The sequence below is a fragment of the Croceicoccus sp. YJ47 genome (assembly GCF_016745095.1).
Taxonomy (GTDB): Bacteria; Pseudomonadota; Alphaproteobacteria; order Sphingomonadales; family Sphingomonadaceae; genus Croceicoccus.
Genome location: NZ_CP067087.1, coordinates 2,809,861 through 2,826,243, shown reverse-complemented (window position 1 = coordinate 2,826,243; position 16,383 = coordinate 2,809,861). Strand labels below are relative to the sequence as shown.

At 66.3% G+C, this 16,383-nt stretch carries 15 protein-coding genes and 1 pseudogene; 4 read left to right on the top strand and 12 right to left on the bottom strand.

Annotated features, from left to right (window positions below; translation table 11 throughout):
- Positions 1–27: 27 nt before the first annotated feature.
- Together dprA and plsY are read right to left on the bottom strand one after the other, a co-directional pair.
- On the bottom strand, positions 28–1,161 hold the full coding sequence (dprA, locus tag JD971_RS13680; protein WP_236672104.1) for a DNA-processing protein DprA: 1,134 nt from the start codon (positions 1,159–1,161) through the stop codon (positions 28–30).
- Entirely contained in the window at positions 1,158–1,754 is a 597-nt protein-coding gene (plsY, locus tag JD971_RS13675) for a glycerol-3-phosphate 1-O-acyltransferase PlsY (RefSeq protein WP_202084241.1), read from the bottom strand. The genes dprA and plsY overlap by 4 nt, the downstream gene beginning before the upstream one ends.
- 111 nt (positions 1,755–1,865) lie before the next feature.
- Here plsY and murI point away from each other — a divergent pair, with 111 nt between their 5' ends.
- The 3 genes from murI to hemA all read left to right on the top strand — a co-directional run bounded on the left by murI (position 1,866) and on the right by hemA (position 5,079).
- Entirely contained in the window at positions 1,866–2,702 is an 837-nt protein-coding gene (murI, locus tag JD971_RS13670) for a glutamate racemase (protein ID WP_371809656.1), read from the top strand.
- Between the two features lie 60 nt (positions 2,703–2,762).
- Positions 2,763–3,692 (top strand): hypothetical protein, encoded by a 930-nt coding sequence (locus JD971_RS13665; RefSeq protein ID WP_202084239.1) that lies wholly within the window; start codon positions 2,763–2,765, stop codon positions 3,690–3,692.
- A 172-nt stretch (positions 3,693–3,864) separates the two neighbouring features.
- Positions 3,865–5,079 carry a 5-aminolevulinate synthase gene (hemA, locus tag JD971_RS13660; protein WP_202084237.1) on the top strand — a complete coding sequence of 405 codons (1,215 nt, stop codon included), beginning with the start codon at positions 3,865–3,867 and terminating at the stop codon, positions 5,077–5,079.
- Between the two features lie 30 nt (positions 5,080–5,109).
- Here the strand turns inward: hemA and JD971_RS13655 are convergent, their stop codons facing one another.
- From JD971_RS13655 to JD971_RS13635, 5 genes are all read right to left on the bottom strand, one after another.
- Positions 5,110–5,493: a VOC family protein gene (locus JD971_RS13655; protein ID WP_236672103.1), complete on the bottom strand. Its 384-nt coding sequence runs from the start codon at positions 5,491–5,493 to the stop codon at positions 5,110–5,112.
- Between the two features lie 45 nt (positions 5,494–5,538).
- A complete protein-coding gene (locus JD971_RS13650) occupies positions 5,539–6,732 on the bottom strand; it encodes a type III PLP-dependent enzyme (RefSeq protein ID WP_202084235.1) in 1,194 nt (397 codons plus the stop codon).
- A 172-nt stretch (positions 6,733–6,904) separates the two neighbouring features.
- Positions 6,905–8,077 (bottom strand): carboxynorspermidine decarboxylase, encoded by a 1,173-nt coding sequence (locus tag JD971_RS13645; RefSeq protein WP_202084233.1) that lies wholly within the window; start codon positions 8,075–8,077, stop codon positions 6,905–6,907.
- A 12-nt stretch (positions 8,078–8,089) separates the two neighbouring features.
- The gene (locus JD971_RS13640) at positions 8,090–8,473 is read right to left on the bottom strand and encodes a hypothetical protein (RefSeq protein WP_202084231.1); all 384 of its coding nucleotides are present in this window, start codon (positions 8,471–8,473) and stop codon (positions 8,090–8,092) included.
- Positions 8,473–9,684, bottom strand: coding sequence for a saccharopine dehydrogenase family protein (locus JD971_RS13635; RefSeq protein ID WP_202084229.1), 1,212 nt, complete (start codon positions 9,682–9,684; stop codon positions 8,473–8,475). Before JD971_RS13635 ends, JD971_RS13640 begins: the two co-directional genes overlap by 1 nt.
- Positions 9,685–9,830: 146 nt before the next feature.
- On the opposite strand from JD971_RS13635, the gene JD971_RS13630 reads away from it, so the two are divergent.
- The gene (locus JD971_RS13630) at positions 9,831–10,268 is read left to right on the top strand and encodes an MAPEG family protein (RefSeq protein WP_202084227.1); all 438 of its coding nucleotides are present in this window, start codon (positions 9,831–9,833) and stop codon (positions 10,266–10,268) included.
- Here the strand turns inward: JD971_RS13630 and JD971_RS13625 are convergent.
- The 5 genes and pseudogenes from JD971_RS13625 to JD971_RS13605 form a co-directional block, all read right to left on the bottom strand.
- A pseudogene (locus tag JD971_RS13625) lies at positions 10,258–11,472 on the bottom strand (class I SAM-dependent RNA methyltransferase). The gene JD971_RS13630 and the pseudogene JD971_RS13625 overlap by 11 nt on opposite strands.
- Positions 11,473–11,484: 12 nt before the next feature.
- Positions 11,485–12,897: an NAD(P)H-hydrate dehydratase gene (locus tag JD971_RS13620; protein WP_202084225.1), complete on the bottom strand. Its 1,413-nt coding sequence runs from the start codon at positions 12,895–12,897 to the stop codon at positions 11,485–11,487.
- 5 nt (positions 12,898–12,902) lie between these two features.
- Positions 12,903–14,765, bottom strand: coding sequence for a dihydroxy-acid dehydratase (gene ilvD / locus JD971_RS13615; RefSeq protein ID WP_202084223.1), 1,863 nt, complete (start codon positions 14,763–14,765; stop codon positions 12,903–12,905).
- A gap of 82 nt (positions 14,766–14,847) precedes the next feature.
- Entirely contained in the window at positions 14,848–15,570 is a 723-nt protein-coding gene (locus JD971_RS13610; RefSeq protein WP_236672102.1) for an N-formylglutamate amidohydrolase, read from the bottom strand.
- Positions 15,567–16,379, bottom strand: a complete 813-nt coding sequence (locus tag JD971_RS13605; RefSeq protein WP_202084219.1) for a 4-(cytidine 5'-diphospho)-2-C-methyl-D-erythritol kinase — start codon at positions 16,377–16,379, stop codon at positions 15,567–15,569. Before JD971_RS13605 ends, JD971_RS13610 begins: the two co-directional genes overlap by 4 nt.
- Positions 16,380–16,383: the final 4 nt, after the last annotated feature.

Sequence of the window (16,383 nt, the reverse complement as noted above, 5' to 3'; positions counted from 1 at the left end):
TGCGCCCCATCGTCAAGCGGGATGTTTCTATGACGCCAGGCTGACCCGCCCGCCGGCATGGCGCGTCAGCCGCCCGGCCAGTTCCAGTTCGATGAGTGCCATCTGCACCGTGGGCGTGTTCGCGCCGCTCATCCGGATGACCTCGTCGACGCTGACCGGCGCGCTGGACAAGAGGGCGGCGATGTCGAGATCGCTGTCCGCCTCGCTCTCGGCCATGGCGGCGTGGACGAACGGTTCGGGCGCTTCCTCCCGAAAATGGGAGCGCGGATTGCCGGTGAAGCTGTCGAGCATTTCGGCGACATCGTCCGGTTCCTGTACCAGGACCGCTCCTTCGCGGATAAGCTCATTGCAGCCGCGCGCCCGTGCATCGCGGGGCGAACCGGGGATCGCCATGACCTCACGCGCCGCATCACGCGCCAGCCGCGCAGTCAGCAGGCTGCCGGAGCGCGGCGCCGCCTCCACCACCAGCGTTCCGGCGCACAGCCCGGCGATGATCCGGTTGCGGGAGGGGAAATGGCGCGCTTGCGGCTCGACCCCCGGCGGCTGTTCCGCGATGAGGATGCCCTCGTTCGCGATGCGCTGCTGAAGATCGAAATGTTGCGAGGGGTAGACCACATCGATCCCGCCGGCGATCACCCCGCAGGTGCCGCCGCTTGCCGCGGACAACGCCCCCTCGTGCGCCGCCCCGTCGATGCCGCGGGCAAGGCCCGACACCACGAGCCGCCCCTGCCCGGCAAGCGCGGCGGCGAATTCCCACGCCATGCGCATTGCCGCCGCCGAGGCATTGCGCGCCCCGACAATGGCCACCGCCGGACGATCGAAAAAGGCGATATCGCCGCGATAGGTCAGGATCGGCGGCGCGCCCGGAAATTCCCGCAAAAGCGCGGGATAGGACGGCGAATCCTCGAACAGATATTTCGCGGCGGCCGCGCGCACCGCGTCGATTTCGGCAGACACCCGGTCGGCCCCCGCCACGCGATAGCGGCCCCCGCCCCGCGCCGCAAGATCGGGCATCGCCTCCAGCGCGCTCTGCGCCGTTCCGAACCGCGCCATCAGCTGGCGATAGGTGACCGGCCCCACATTGGGCGACCGCAGGAGCCGGATGCGCGCGAAAGCCTCCGCCTGCGGCAAGGTCTGGCCATGGCCGGGCGCCTGCGTCACCGCGATGGGCCCTTGCCCCCGATGCGCGGTTCGCTACCCGCCATCAACCGGGCGATGTTGGAGCGGTGGCGCCACAGCACCAGCGCCGCCATCACGACACCCGCAACGATAAAATCGGAGTAGCCGAGCGCCCACGCGGCCAGCGGCGCGGAGATTGCCGCGCTCATCCCCGCGACCGACGAAATGCGCAGCACCGCGAGCAGGCCGAGCCACACCACGGCAAATACCAGCCCCAGGGGCCACGCCAGGCCCAGGACGACGCCCATCATCGTCGCGACCCCCTTGCCGCCGTTGAAACGCAGCCAGACCGGGTAGCAATGGCCCGCAACCGCGCCGATGGCCGCCAATGGCACAGCCTCCGGCCAGAGCGCCCCCGCGATGAGCACGGCGCAAAGCCCTTTCAACAGATCGAGCAGCAATGTCGCCGCGGCCAGCCCCTTGCGCCCGGTGCGCAGGACATTCGTGGCCCCCGTGCTGCCCGATCCGATCTCGCGCAGGTTCCCCGCCCCCGTCACGCGGGTCAGCACGATGCCCCACGGTATCGAGCCCAGCAGATAGCCGAATGCGGCCGCGAAAATTGCATGTGCGGACATGATGGTGTCAACGGGCCTCCCTGCCGGTTCGCGTTTCGCATAGGCGCTGCCCGGGCAAGGCTCAAGCGCCCGGCTTGCAAAAGGTGAGCCGCGCGGCGATAGGGCGGCACCATGGCAACCGCCCCCTTACCGACGCCCGACATGCGCGGCGATGCACCCGTTCTGATCTTCGATTCAGGGGTGGGCGGTCTCACCGTGCTCGACGCGCTGCGCCGCGAAATGCCGGACATGCCGGTGATCTATGCCGCCGACAATGGCGGGCTGCCCTATGGCGAGAAGAGCGAGGCCGAAATCGCGGCGCGCGTGGCGGGGCTGCTCGGCCGCATGGCGGAGCGGTTCCGGCCCCGGCTCGCGTGTATCGCGTGCAACACCGCCTCCACCATTGCGCTGGGCATGGTGCGCGACGTGCTCAACATCCCCATCGTGGGCACGGTGCCTGCGATCAAGCCTGCCGCCGCCCTGACGAAGACTGGCACCATTGCGCTGATCGGGACGGAGGCCACGATCCGGCAGGGCTATGTCGACCGGCTGGAGCAGGAATTTGCGCAAGGCTGCACGCTGATCCGGCTGGCCGCGCCGGAGCTTGTGAGCCTTGCCGAAGGCAAGTTGCGCGGCGCGCCGGTCGATGGCGCGGCGATCGTCAACCTCGCCAACCGGCTGCGCGAAATGGCGGACATGCGCGGGGCCGCGCCGATCGATACGCTGGTGCTCGCCTGCACGCATTTCCCGCTGCTGCGCGATGAATTGCGCGCCGCATTCGGCGGGGATGTCGCGCTGGTGGACGGCGCGGATGGCATCGCGCGGCGGATCGCGTTTCTGACCAAGGCTCAACCGATGACGCGAACCCGGCCCGACACCGCGGTTTTCACGCGCGAGGACGCCGATCTTGCCCGTCTTTATCCCACCTTGCGCATGCGCGGGTTGGAGAAATTCGAAATTCTGTCATAGAAGCGCAGGCATGATGGGGGCGGGGTTCATCGCGTAATGGCTTTTGGGCGGAAAAGACGCTTGGCGCGCAGGCTGTTCTGGGTCGTGGCCGCGCTGTTCCTGGGACTGTACTGGTATCTTCTGCTCGACGGGCGCGCTGACGGCGATGCGCCGGCGCCCCGGATCGACATCTCCCGCCTGCGCGAGCTTTCGGAGGCGGTACCCGGCGCCGCGCCCACCGACATCGTCGCCTATGTCACCGCGGTCGATCGCAAGCCGGGCAATCTGCTCGTCGCGGGATCGGGCTTTCACGCGCCGCACGTCGCCGCCATCGGTTACGCCATCAACTATGCCAGTCAGCCGGCAATCGTCATCGACGCCGCCATGGACGAGAGCGCCGCCATCGCGCAGGATGTCGAGGGATATTCCGCCACCCGCCGGGCCGAGCTCGACCGTAGGATAGAGCAGGCCTCCACGATACTCCTGACCGGAACCGGCCCGTTCTACGCATCGGGGCTCCCTACGCTGCGCAGGGCGCGGCTGGGCGAAGCGCAAGCCCGTGCGCTGCGCGCCCAAATCCCGGCGGACACGGAGCGGGAGCAAATGCCGAACCTGCTCCCCGACGATCGGCCCAGCGCCATCGCACCGGGCATCGTGTCGATCCCCGCCCCGGGCTTCGATGCCGCGACCCGCATGATCTATGTCCGGATGATCAGCGGGCGCGAACTGCTCTTTACCGGTCCGAATGCCCCCATCGCGCGGGCCTGGCATGCACAGAAACCACCGGCGCGCATCGTCACCGACATGCTCGAAAATCGCGATCGCGCCGCCATGCGCGGCTGGTTGCAAGTGATTGCCGACCTCAAGCGGCAGGCCCCGGACCTGATCGTGATAGCCGGCAACGACATCGATACGCTGGAACGCGAAATTCAGAACAGCGATGCCGCGCTCGGCCTGTTGCGCTACGGATTGCGGCAGCCGGGCATTTTCGTCCCCCCCGGCGAGGACTGATCTTCGCCCGTTTCGGATCAAAATGCCTTTTGCATGGGTGGGCGCAATCGTCTATGGGCGATGCCAAGCAATCTGTCCTGCCCCCGGCAGGCGCGATTTTTCGCGCGTTTGGGTGCGCCGTTTGACAGGTCGGTTGCAACGACGAAGTCTTGAGGCCGACGGGACCCGAAGCGTGAATTACGACCAGATTTTCGATCAGGCAATCGACCGCCTCCATTCCGAGGGGCGTTACCGGGTCTTCATCGACATCCTGCGCAACAAGGGCGCCTACCCGAATGCGCGGTGCTTTGCCGGGCACAACGGGCCCAAGCCGATTACCGTGTGGTGCTCGAACGACTATCTCGCCATGGGGCAGCACCCCAAGGTGGTCGAGGCCATGGAAGAGGCGCTGCACGATGTCGGCGCCGGTTCCGGGGGCACCCGCAACATCGGCGGCAACACCCATTACCACGTCGATCTGGAACGTGAGCTGGCCGACCTCCACGGCAAGGAACGCGCGCTTCTTTTCACCAGCGGATATGTCTCCAACGACACGACGCTGTCCACGCTGGGCAAGCTGCTGCCGGGCTGCGTGATCTTTTCGGACGAGCTCAACCATGCCAGCATGATCGCCGGCATCCGCAATTCGGGCTGTGAGAAGCGCGTGTGGCGGCACAACGACCTCGCCCATCTGGAGGAGCTTCTCGCCGCGGAGGATGAGAACACGCCGAAGCTGATCGCCTTCGAATCGGTGTATTCGATGGATGGCGACGTGGCGCCGATCCACGCGATCTGCGACCTCGCCGACAAATATAACGCGCTGACCTATATCGACGAGGTTCACGCCGTCGGCATGTACGGACCGCGCGGTGGCGGCATCTCCGAACGGGACAAGGCCGCCGACCGTATCACCATTATCGAGGGGACGCTGGGCAAGGCGTTCGGCGTTATGGGCGGATATATCGCGGCGGATGAAAAGATCGTCGATTGCATCCGCTCCTACGCACCGGGTTTCATTTTCACGACGTCGCTGTCGCCGGTGCTCGTCGCGGGCGTTCTGGCCTCCGTCCGCCATTTGAAGGGCAGCAGCACCGAACGCGACGCGCAGCAGGCCGCTGCCGCCACGCTGAAGACGATGTTCCGCAATGCCGGACTTCCGGTGATGGACAGCACCACGCATATCGTGCCGCTCATGGTGGGCGACCCGGTCAAGGCGAAGAAGATCAGCGATATATTGCTCGCCGAATATGGCGTCTATGTGCAGCCGATCAATTTCCCGACCGTGCCGCGCGGGACGGAACGTCTGCGCTTTACCCCCGGCCCCGCCCATGACGAGGCGATGATGCGCGACCTGACCAAGGCTCTCGTGGAAATCTGGGACCGGCTGGAAATGCGGCTGGCTGCCTGATCACGCGGGCGCGCTCCGTGCGGTGCCGCGTCAATCCGTAACCGGCAATCGCCATGGCGGATCCCGCCGGTTGACGCCCGCATGGAAGATGCACAGCCGATTGCCCGCAGGATCGCGCAGCCGTGCTTCGCGCCAGAGCCAGGGCTGATCCACCGGATCGCTTTCGAACACGATGCCGGCGGCGCGCAGGCGTGCCACCACCGCATCCACGTCGCCCACCTCGAAATAGATCATCGGGCCGGTTTCGGGCACCTCATCCTGCACATGCACCGATAGTGTGGCATCCCCCTCCGGCATGTCGAAGCGGGCATATTCCTCCCGCGCCGATACAATCAGCCGGAGGCCCAGGCGGGTGTAGAAATCGACGCTCTGCCGGAAATCGGTGGCGCCGACGGTGACCTGATTCAAGCGCACGCGCGCGCCTTCGGGCGGGACGCCGCAGCATCCCGCCCGCAGTGATTATCGCAGGCTGACCACATTGTCCGACACGCGCGGATCGGTACGGTCGCCGCGGTAAAGGCTCGCCATCGGCTCATCGCTGACCGTCTCCACAGGACCGGTGCCGAAGCCGTTGAACCCGGTCCGCATCGCCGCGCCATAGGCGCCGAGCATGCCGATCTCGATATAGTCGCCCGCATCGATCCCGGCAGGCAGGTTGAACGGCCCTTCCATGAAATCGGCATCGTCGCATGTCGGGCCGTAGAACGCGAAATCGGCCATTTCCGCACCCTCGACCGGTTCGGCGACCTGCCGCACGGGAAAGCGCCAGCCGATATGCGCGGCATCGAACAACGCGCCATAAGACCCATCATTGATGTAAAGCTCGTTCCCGCGGCGCTTTTCCACCCGCACGATCATCGAGTTGTATTCCGCACACAGCGCGCGGCCCGGCTCGCACCAAAGCTCCGCGTTGTAGGCGATCGGCAATGCGTAGAAATGCCGGTGGATGATCGCGAAATAATCGTCGAGCGGCGGCGGCTCCATACCCGGATAGATCGAAGGGAAGCCCCCGCCGACGTCGATCATGTCGATCAGCACCGCAGCCTCGGCAATGGCGGCGCGCACGCGCTCCAGCGCCTGCACATAGGCGAAGGGCGTCATGGCCTGGCTGCCGACGTGGAAACATACGCCAAGCCAGTCCGCGACCTGCCGCGTGGCCTGCAACAGCGCAGGGGCATCGGCCAGCTCGGCACCGAATTTGGAGGCGAGCGAAAGCTCCGAATATTCCGACGACACGCGCAGTCGCACGCACAGGCGCAGATCCTTCGCATCCTTCGTCGCGGCGCGGATCTTCTCCAACTCCTCGATCGAATCGAGGCTGAAGGTCTTGCAGCCATGCTGGAAATACGCCTCCTCGATCGCGCGGGCGGTCTTGACCGGGTGCATGAAGCACAGCGTCGCCTCCGGCAGCGTTTCGCGCACGAGCCGGACCTCGGCAATGCTGGCGACGTCGTAATGGGTCACGCCCCCGTCCCACAGCACGCGCAGGAGATCGGCGGACGGGTTTGCCTTTACCGCGTAGAGCACCTTGCCGGGGAATTTATCGACAAAGAAACGCGCCGCGCGCCGCGCCGCATGCGGGCGGTTGAGAATGACGGGTTCGTCCGGAGCGGTGTCGCGAACTACAGCCAGTGCGTCAGGATGGATGGACAATTCAAGGGACCCCCAGGACGGTAATTGCACAAAAAGCTGCCTTGCGGTTTGGAAGTCCCCATGGGGCAGCGGGGGGCGGATATAGGCAGTGGTGCATGAACTGCAAGTGAAATCCGCGCGGATGATTTACAAGCGCGCACCGGCCCAGCCGCAGCACGCAAGCGACGAGCGGTCAGCTCAGCCTGTCGCGAAAGGTTTCGTAGCCGAAATCGCGAATCTTTTCCAGTGCATCGGTCTCGCTGTCCCAGAGCCAGATGGAGGGCAGCGGCACGCCGTTGAACGTGTTGGTCTTCACCATCGAGTAATGCGCCTGATCGAGGAAGGCGATGCGCTGCCCCGCCTCGTTCGGCACGGGCAGGTGATAGTCGCCGATGACATCGTAGGCCAGACAGCTCGGCCCGCCGAGGCGCACGGGCGCACCCGCCCCGCCCTCGTGCAGCATGGCGGGGCGGTAGGGCGCCTCGATCACGTCGGGCATGTGGCATGTCGCGGAAATGTCGGTGATCGCAATCGGCATCTCATTCTCGCCAGAATCGAGGATCGTGCCGACGAGAATCCCGGCGTCGAGCGCGACCGCCTCACCCGGTTCGATGATGATTTCGGCGCCGGTATCCTCCGCCGCATCGCGCAGGAATTCGACCAGCTCCTCGCGCTGATAATCGGCGCGGGTGATGTGGTGCCCGCCGCCCATGTTGATCCATTTGAGCTGTCCGAACCACGGTTCGATCGCATCGAAGACCTTGTCCCAGGTCTTCAGCAGCGGCTCGATATCCTGCTCGCACAGATTGTGGAAATGGATGCCGTCGATCCCCTCCATATGCTCTTCGGTAAGCTGATCGATGGGGAAGCCGAGCCGCGAGCCGGGGCTCGACGGGTCGTAGCGCGGTACTTCGCCGGTCGGCACCTGCGGGTTGAGGCGCAGGCCGACGTCGAACGCGCCGCCCGTGCTGCGCGCCTGTTCGAGGATGAGGCCCGCCCGCATATGTTGTGCCGGGGAGTTGAAGATGACGTGGTCGGACAAGCGGCACACCTCCTCCAGCTCGTCCGGGCGGTAGGCGGCGGAGTAGGTGGTGATCTCGCCGTCGTAGAATTCGGACGCCAGCCGCGCCTCCCACAATCCCGAGGCGCACACCCCGTCGAGATATTCGCCGATGATGGGCGCGGTCGACCACATCGAGAACGCCTTGAGCGCGGCGAGCACCTTGCACCCCGCCGCATCGCGAATATCGGCGAGGATCCGGCAATTTTCGCGCAGCTTCGCCGCGTCCACGACGAAAGCCGGGCTATCTACCCGGTTGAGGTCGAAATGCGCGAACGCACCGGGATCGCCTGCCCTGGTTTCCATCGAAATGCCCCGTCAATCCACGCAGATGGCGCGCACGGCGGCGCCATCGACAACCTCGGCATAGCAGCCGAACAACGCATCGTCCGCCTGGCATTCGCCGACGACGCCGGTCATGCCGGCATCGGGTTCGGTGACGCACTTGCCATCGCATTGCTGATTATCGGTGCAGCTTTGCCCCGCATCGGCATAGGGATGCACGCAGGTTTCGAACTGCCCCCGCCCGCGCCTGTCGACATATCCGCCCGACGCCTCGCACGCGGCGGGGTCGATATGGCGCGGATTGGCGACCGACTGCGGCTCCGAAACCGGCGCCGGATCGGCCGGCACCTCCGCCACAGGCGCCGGGGCGCAGGCCGCCATCGCCAGCGCAAGTCCGATGGTCGCGAAACCGCGCATCAGAATTCCAGCGGGCCGGACAGTTCCTCGACCTCCCACGGCAGGCCGTTTTGGGCCAGCATGTCGAGGAAGGGATCGGGGTCGAACTGCTCCATGTTGAACACGCCCGCGCCGTCCCACTTGCCGGTCAGCATCATCGCCGCACCGACCATCGCGGGCACGCCGGTGGTATAGGACACGGCCTGGTTGCCGGTTTCCTCGAACGCCTTTTCATGGTCGCAGATATTGCGGATATAGAACGTCTTTTCGCCCAGCCCGTCCTTCGCCTCGCCGGTGGCGATGTCGCCGATATTGGTCTTGCCCTTGGTGGTGGAGCCAAGGCTCGACGGTTCGGGCAGCACGGCCTTCAGGAATTGCAGCGGGATGATCTCCTTGCCCTCGTACATGACGGGGTCGATGCGCGTCATGCCCACGTTCTGAAGCACGGTGAGGTGCTTGATATACTCATCCCCGAAGGTCATCCAGAAGCGCGCACGTTCCATTTCCGGCACGAATTTGGCGAGGCTTTCCAGCTCCTCGTGATACATCATATACATCGTCTTTTCGCCGACCTCGGCAAAATCGAAGGTCTGCTTCACGCCCATCGCCGGGGTTTCGACGAACTGCCCGTTCTCCCAGTGGCGGGTCGGCGCGGTCACTTCGCGAATGTTGATCTCGGGATTGAAATTGGTGGCGAAGGCCTGCCCATGGTCGCCGCCGTTGCAATCGAGAATGTCGAGCAGGCGAATCGTGTCGAGGCGGTGTTTCTTGAGCCACATGGCGAACACGCTGGTCACGCCCGGATCGAAGCCGGAGCCGAGCAGCGCGGTCAGCCCAGCCTTCTCGAAACGCTCGTGATATTCCCACTGCCATTTATATTCGAACTTCGCTTCCTCGCGCGGTTCGTAATTGGCGGTGTCCATGTAATCGACGCCCGCGGCAAGGCACGCATCCATGATCGCCAGATCCTGATACGGCAGGGCGAGGTTCACGACGAGCTTCGGGCCGACCTCGTTGATGAGAGCGGTGGTCGCCGCGACATCGTCGGCGTCGATCTGCCGGGTCGCGATGTCGACGCCGGTGCGGTCCTTCACGCTTTCGGCAATGGCGTCGCATTTGGAAACCGTGCGACTGGCAAGGGTGATATCGGTGAAGATATCCTTGTTCATTGCCATCTTGTGCACCGCGACACTGCCGACGCCGCCCGCACCGATCACCAGAACCTTGCTCAAACCCGATCTCCTGTTACCAATTCACAGGGCCATGTCCGGCCCGGATACCGACCCGAAGGCCGTCCATGCCCGCCCATATAGGGGCTATGGCCATTATCGAAAGGGTCAATGCGCCGCGCGCGACCCCGGCGCCGAAAAGGAAAGCGATGAACGGATTGGATACGCAGATACTCGTGCCCGCGGCGGTGCTGCTGGTGTGGACGATGGCCGTGATGGCGTGGATGATGGCAGGCCGCATGGCGAGCTTTCGCGTGAACAAGGTGTCGATGGGGCGCCTGCCGCGCGGTTTCCGGGCGAGCGATGCCGGCGACACGCTGTCGGGCCGGCGCGAATGGCCCGCGCATAACTACATGCATCTGATGGAGCAGCCGACGGTCTTCTACCCCTGCGTCATCCTCCTCGCGCTGGGCGGATATGGGGCGTTCGACGTGGTGGCGGCGTGGGTGTACGTCGCGTTGCGCGTGGCGCATTCGCTGTGGCAGAACCTCGTCAATACGCTGCCGGTGCGTGCCGCGCTGTTTATGGCGGGCAGCATCGCGCTTTTCATCCTCACGATACGTGCGCTTCTCGCGCTTATTTCGTGAAATAGCTCGCCAGCTCGACATGGCTGGACCAGCGGAACTGCCCCACCGGGCGCAGATTCTGTAACGTCCAGCCCGCGGCGACGAGCGCGGCCGCATCCTTTGCCCAGCTGCTCGGATTGCAGCTGATGTAGCAGATGCGCGGCACCTGGCTTTCGCACAACCGCTCCACCTGCTCGCGCGCGCCGGCACGCGGCGGGTCGAGCAGGACGGCGTCGAAACGATTGAGCTCGTCCGTCATCAACGGGTTGCGGAACAGGTCGCGATGCTGCGCAAAGACCGGGCGCCGGTGCAGATCGGCGCCCTGCTTGCACGCAAGATGCAGGTCGCGCGCCGCTTCGGCTGCGAGCACTTTCGCATCCCCGGCCAGCGCGAAGGCAAACGTGCCCAGCCCCGAAAACAGATCCGCCATGCGCGTCGCGCCAGCAAGGTAGTCGCGGGCGGAGGCCACGAGCGCCGCCTCCCCCGTGCGGGTGGGTTGCAGGAACGCGCCCGGCGGCATCGCGACCGGCACGCCCGACAGCGTAACCGTCACCGGCTCCGGCTCCCAATGCGTTTCCGGGCCATACCCATCGTCGAGCGTGAGCCGCGCCAGGCCATTCTCCTGCGCAAAGGCGATCATGCCCTCCGTCTCGGCGAGGCCTTCGGGACGCCAGCCCTTGATCCCGCAATCGACACCCTGATCGGTGAGGGTGAGATGCACGTCGCAGGCAAGCTTTTTCCGCCCCAGCCCGGCGATCAACCGGCGCAGCGGGTCGATGATCGCGAAAAGCGCCGGCTCCATCACCTCGCATTGTTTCATGTCGACGGTACGGTGCGTGCGCGCGGCCTTGAACCCGATGCGGACCTGCCGGCCCTTCGCCTCGGCATGAAGCGTGGCGCGGCGGCGGCTTCGTGCAGGGGACAGGACGGCGGGCTCCATGATGGCGGGGGAAAGGCCCTGCCCCTAGGCCGCGTTGGCGACGCGCGCGGTCACGAAATCGGACCAGCTTTCCTCGTCCAGCTGTTGGAGCTGGCACCCGCCGCATTCGGGGAAATGCCGGCATGGCGGGGTCTGGTGATGCGGGCCGGGCACGATCGTGCCATCGGCGGTGACCGCGTCGCCGGGGGCGGTGAGCGCGATGTGTCGCCCCGATGGGGTCACGCCATCGCCCTTCGCCGCGATGCGCAGGATGGTTTCGGATTCGGTGGGGTCGGTGTGTTCCATTACGCCCCGCCCTTACAGCGCGGCGGCCACCGCGTCTTGCACTGATTGCGCGAGCATGGCGGCGGTGAATGCCGGCCCCGCATGGCGCGCAGCTTCCCCGTGGAGCCAGACGGCCTGCATCGCGGCGTCCCACGCCTGTCCCGTCACGCCGAGCCGGGCGGCCACGATCCCCGCCAACACGTCACCGCTGCCCGCCACCGACAGCCAGCTTGTCGCCGACGGCGCAAAGGCGAGCCGCCCCTGCGGCGTGGCGATGACCGTATCCGGCCCCTTTGCAATGACGAGCGCATCCATCTCGGCAGCGAGCGCGAGGGCGCGTTCGGGCTTCGACCCCTCACCCGCCAATCCGAACAGGTCTTCGAGCCCGGAAAGCTCGCCTTCGTGCGGTGTCACGATCAGCGGCGAAGCCCGGCGCGTCATCATCGCTAGCCGCAGCATGACCAGAGCATCGGCGTCGAGGACCGTCGGCCGGTCGGCGGACAGCACCTGACCCAAACGTTCGCGCGCATCGGCATCGCGGCCCAGACCCGGCCCGATGAGCAGCGCGGCCACGCGTTCGTCGCCGATCTCCCGCCCGAGCGAAACATCGCCCGGCGCCTTCATCGTGACGAGATCGGCGGGCGCATCGACGATGCGGCGCTGCGAGAGCAGTTTGACATAGCCCGCCCCGGCCAGCCCCGCGGCCCGCGCGGCCAGCATCCCTGCGCCGGGCATCTGCCCACCCACGACAGCGATCAGCCCGCGCCGATATTTGTGCGCATCCATCGCAGGCGCCGACAGCCGCGGTTTTTCCACCAGCAAGGCCCGGCCATCGGCCCGCTCCACCCCGATATCGATCAGGCGGACCATGCCCCAATGCGCCATTGCCGGCATCAGATAATGCGCCCGTTTCCACGCCCCCAGCGCGATGCACAGATCATAGCGAGGCAATTCATCGGCGAGCAGCGCCCCGTCATCGGCGCCGATCCCGCTCGGCAAATCCACAGCGACAAGCCGGTCGTGCCGCGAAGCCAGACCGATCAGCATATCCTGAAGCTCGTCGGACAGACGGCGATTGAGCCCGCTCCCGAACAGGCAATCGACCAGCACGTCGCCCTTCGCAGCATCGGGTTCGAGGCGCGGCGCATCGCACGCCGCCGCCGCACGGCGGGCCGCATCGCCGCCCGGCTCCATCGCCGCCACGACCGCGACCCGGTGCCCCCATTCAAGGAGCGCGCGCGCGATGACATAGCCATCGCCGCCATTGTTGCCCGGCCCGCACAGCACCGTGATCGCCGCCCCCGGCGCCATCCGCCGGATGAGATGCGCCGCACCGCGCCCGGCCCGCTGCATCAAGGTGTCGACATCGCTGCCGCCCGCAATCAGCCGTTCCTCCGCGCTGCGCATCTGCGCAACGCTCAGCACCTGCGCGCCCACATTGTGCATGGACGTCAATCCTTGCGCCGGCGCTCGAGGGCGGAAAGATCGCGCACCGCCCCGCGTGCCGCGCTCGTCGTCATCGCGGCATAGGCCTTGAGCGCGGTCGAAACGCGGCGCGGGCGCGGGTGGGAGGGCATCCACGCATCGTCGCCCTTCTCCTCCATCGCGGCGCGACGATGGGCGAGCGTCGCCTCGTCGACCTGCAATTCGATGGTGCGTTCGGGAATGTCGATGGCGATGATGTCGCCCTGCTCGACGAGCCCGATATTGCCGCCCTCCGCCGCCTCCGGGCTGGCATGGCCGATGGACAGGCCCGACGTGCCGCCCGAAAAGCGCCCGTCGGTAATCAGCGCGCAATCGGCGCCCAGACCCTTCGATTTCAGATAGCTCGTGGGGTAGAGCATTTCCTGCATCCCCGGTCCGCCGCGCGGCCCTTCGTACCGGATGACGACGACGTCGCCCTTCACCACCTTGCCCGCGAGGATGCCGGTGACCGCGGCTTCCTGGCTTTCGAAAACCTTGGCCGGGCCGGTGAATTTCAGGATGCTTTCATCCACGCCCGCCGTTTTCACGATACAGCCGTCGCGCGCGATATTGCCATAGAGCACGGCGAGGCCGCCATCCTTGCTGAACGCGTGTTCGGCGCTGCGGATGACGCCGGTTTCGCGGTCGAAATCGGGGTCCCAGCGGCGATCTTGAGAAAAGGCGGTCTGCGTCGGGACACCGCCCGGCGCGGCAGAGTAGAAGCTGACGACCCCGGGCGACGGATCGCGCGCGATGTCCCACCGGTCGAGCGCGTCGGCCATTGTGCGGCTGTGCACGGTCGGCAGATCGGTGTGGAGAAGCCCTGCGCGGTCGAGCTCGCCCAGGATGGCCATGATGCCGCCGGCGCGGTGCACGTCTTCCATGTGGACGTCGTCCTTCGACGGCGCGACCTTCGACAGGCACGGCACGCGGCGCGACAGCCGGTCGATATCGGCCATGGTGAAATCGACCCCCGCCTCGTGCGCGGCGGCGAGCAGGTGCAGCACCGTATTGGTCGAACCGCCCATCGCGATGTCGAGGCTCATCGCGTTTTCGAATGCGCCGAACCCGGCGATGGAGCGGGGCAGGACGCTATCGTCGTCCTGCTCGTAATAACGCTTGCACAGGTCGACGGCGGTACGGCCCGCCTCCCGGAACAGCTTTTCCCGGTCGGCGTGGGTGGCGAGCAGCGACCCGTTGCCCGGCAGCGACAGGCCGAGCGCCTCGGTCAGGCAATTCATCGAATTGGCGGTGAACATCCCGCTGCACGACCCGCAGGTTGGACAGGCGGAGCGTTCGATGGCGGTCACGTCCTCGTCGCTGATCCGGTCGTCGGCGGCGGCGACCATCGCATCGACGAGGTCCAGCGCCTTTTCCTTGCCGTCGATCACGACCTTGCCCGCCTCCATCGGCCCGCCCGACACGAACACGACCGGGATATTGAGCCGGAGCGCCGCCATCAACATGCCGGGCGTGATCTTGTCGCAATTGGAGATGCACACGATCGCATCGGCGCAATGGGCGTTGACCATGAACTCGACGCTGTCGGCGATGAGGTCGCGGCTCGGCAGGGAGTAGAGCATGCCATCGTGCCCCATGGCGATGCCGTCATCGACCGCGATGGTGTTGAATTCCTTGGCGACGCCGCCCGCATCCTCGATCTCGCGCGCGACGAGCTGCCCCAGATCCTTCAGATGCACGTGCCCCGGCACGAATTGCGTAAAGCTGTTGGCGATGGCGATGATCGGCTTACCGAAATCATCGTCCTTCATGCCGGTCGCCCGCCACAAACCGCGCGCCCCTGCCATGTTGCGGCCATGGGTGGTGGTGCGGGAACGATAGGCAGGCATGGGTATCTCCGTCGGTTGCGCTTGGCGCCCCCCTACATCACCATGTCCTATAGCTTAAGCAAGAAATGCTTGGGGCGGGCGCTTAATCCAGCATCAAAGCTACGCGATTGGCGATGTCGGCGATCAATCCTGCCCAGCGTTGCTGCCCCGCGGCGGTGGCGATATGGTCCTGCCGCACCTCGATCGCGAGATAGTCGCGGCCCTTCGCCTCCGCATGTCGGTTCATCGTGGCGTTCAATACGCGCCCGGAATAAGGCTCGTTATCGCCGACATTCATCCCCTGCGCCCGGAACATGGCAATGGCGCGCAGGGCCGGCTCGCTGTTTTCGTTATAGAGCAGACCGACGTCCCAGGGGCGTTCCTCCTCCGGATCGCTCTCCAGTTTCGGCGTGAAACTGTGCAGCGACACGATCAGCCGCGGGTCCGCCGCATCCAGCCATTGCGCCAGCGCATCGTGATAGGGCCGGTAATACAGCGCCACGCGCCGGTCCCGATCCGCGCCGATATTGCCCGCGATCAGGTGCCCGTCGCTTTCGACCGGGATCAGCTTTTCGTGGTCCTCCTCCCGGTGAAGGTCGATGACGAGACGGCTGATCGTGGCGAGATGCGCGGGAATGTCGTGCCGGCGGGCCATGCGTTCGGCCACGCCCTCCACCCCGATATCGACGGCGATGTGCCGTTTCATCAAGTCGGACCCGATGCCCAGCGGAATATCGTCCGGCACCGCGGTTCCGGCATGGTCGGCGACGAGCACGATGCCGCCGCGCGACGGCGTGCCGACCTGGCGATAGGGGGTAAGGCTCAACGCAGGCATCCTTCCATCTGCCACCAGCCCGGATGGGCGGCGGCGAGCTTGCGGGCGGCATTTTCGCGGCCACGCATGTCGTCATATAACGCAAAACAGGTCGCACCCGATCCCGACATCCTGACGACAAACGCATCGGTTTCGCGCAAGGCCGCCAGCACATCGGCGATTTGCGGGCACAGCGCGACCGCGCCCGGCTCCAGATCGTTGCGCCCCGCCATGGCGATCGCGCGGACGCCGCCATCGGGCATGGCGCCGCGATCGCGCCCGTCCCAGCGCGCAAACACCGGCCCGGTCGCCAACGGCACCCGCGGATTGACGAGCAGCACCGGCGTTCCGGCAAGGTCACTCTCCACCATTTCGAGCTCGGTTCCGGTCCCCCGCCCGATGCAGGTCCGGCTCTCCACACAGGCCGGCACGTCGGCGCCGAGGCGCGCGGCCTTCTCCTGCCAGCCATTGGGCAGGCCATGCGCATCGCGCACCATGCGAAAGATCGCGCCCGCATCGGCCGATCCGCCGCCCAGCCCCGCCGCCACCGGCAGCCGTTTTTCAAGCGTCACGTCCCACCCCGCCCCATGCGGGAGGCGGGAGAGCGCCTGCGCGACGATATTGCCGAACGGATCGGTCAGCGCGCCCGCGAATTCGCCCGTCGTCGTCAGCCGGTCGGCCCCTGCCCCGCGCGCGGTCAGCCGGTCGCCATCGTCGACGAAGGCGAACAGCGTTTCAAGCTCGTGATAGCCATCCTCGCGCCGCTTGCGGACATGCAGCGCGAGGTTGATCTTGGCAAAAGCGGTCCCGGCAAGCGCCACGCGT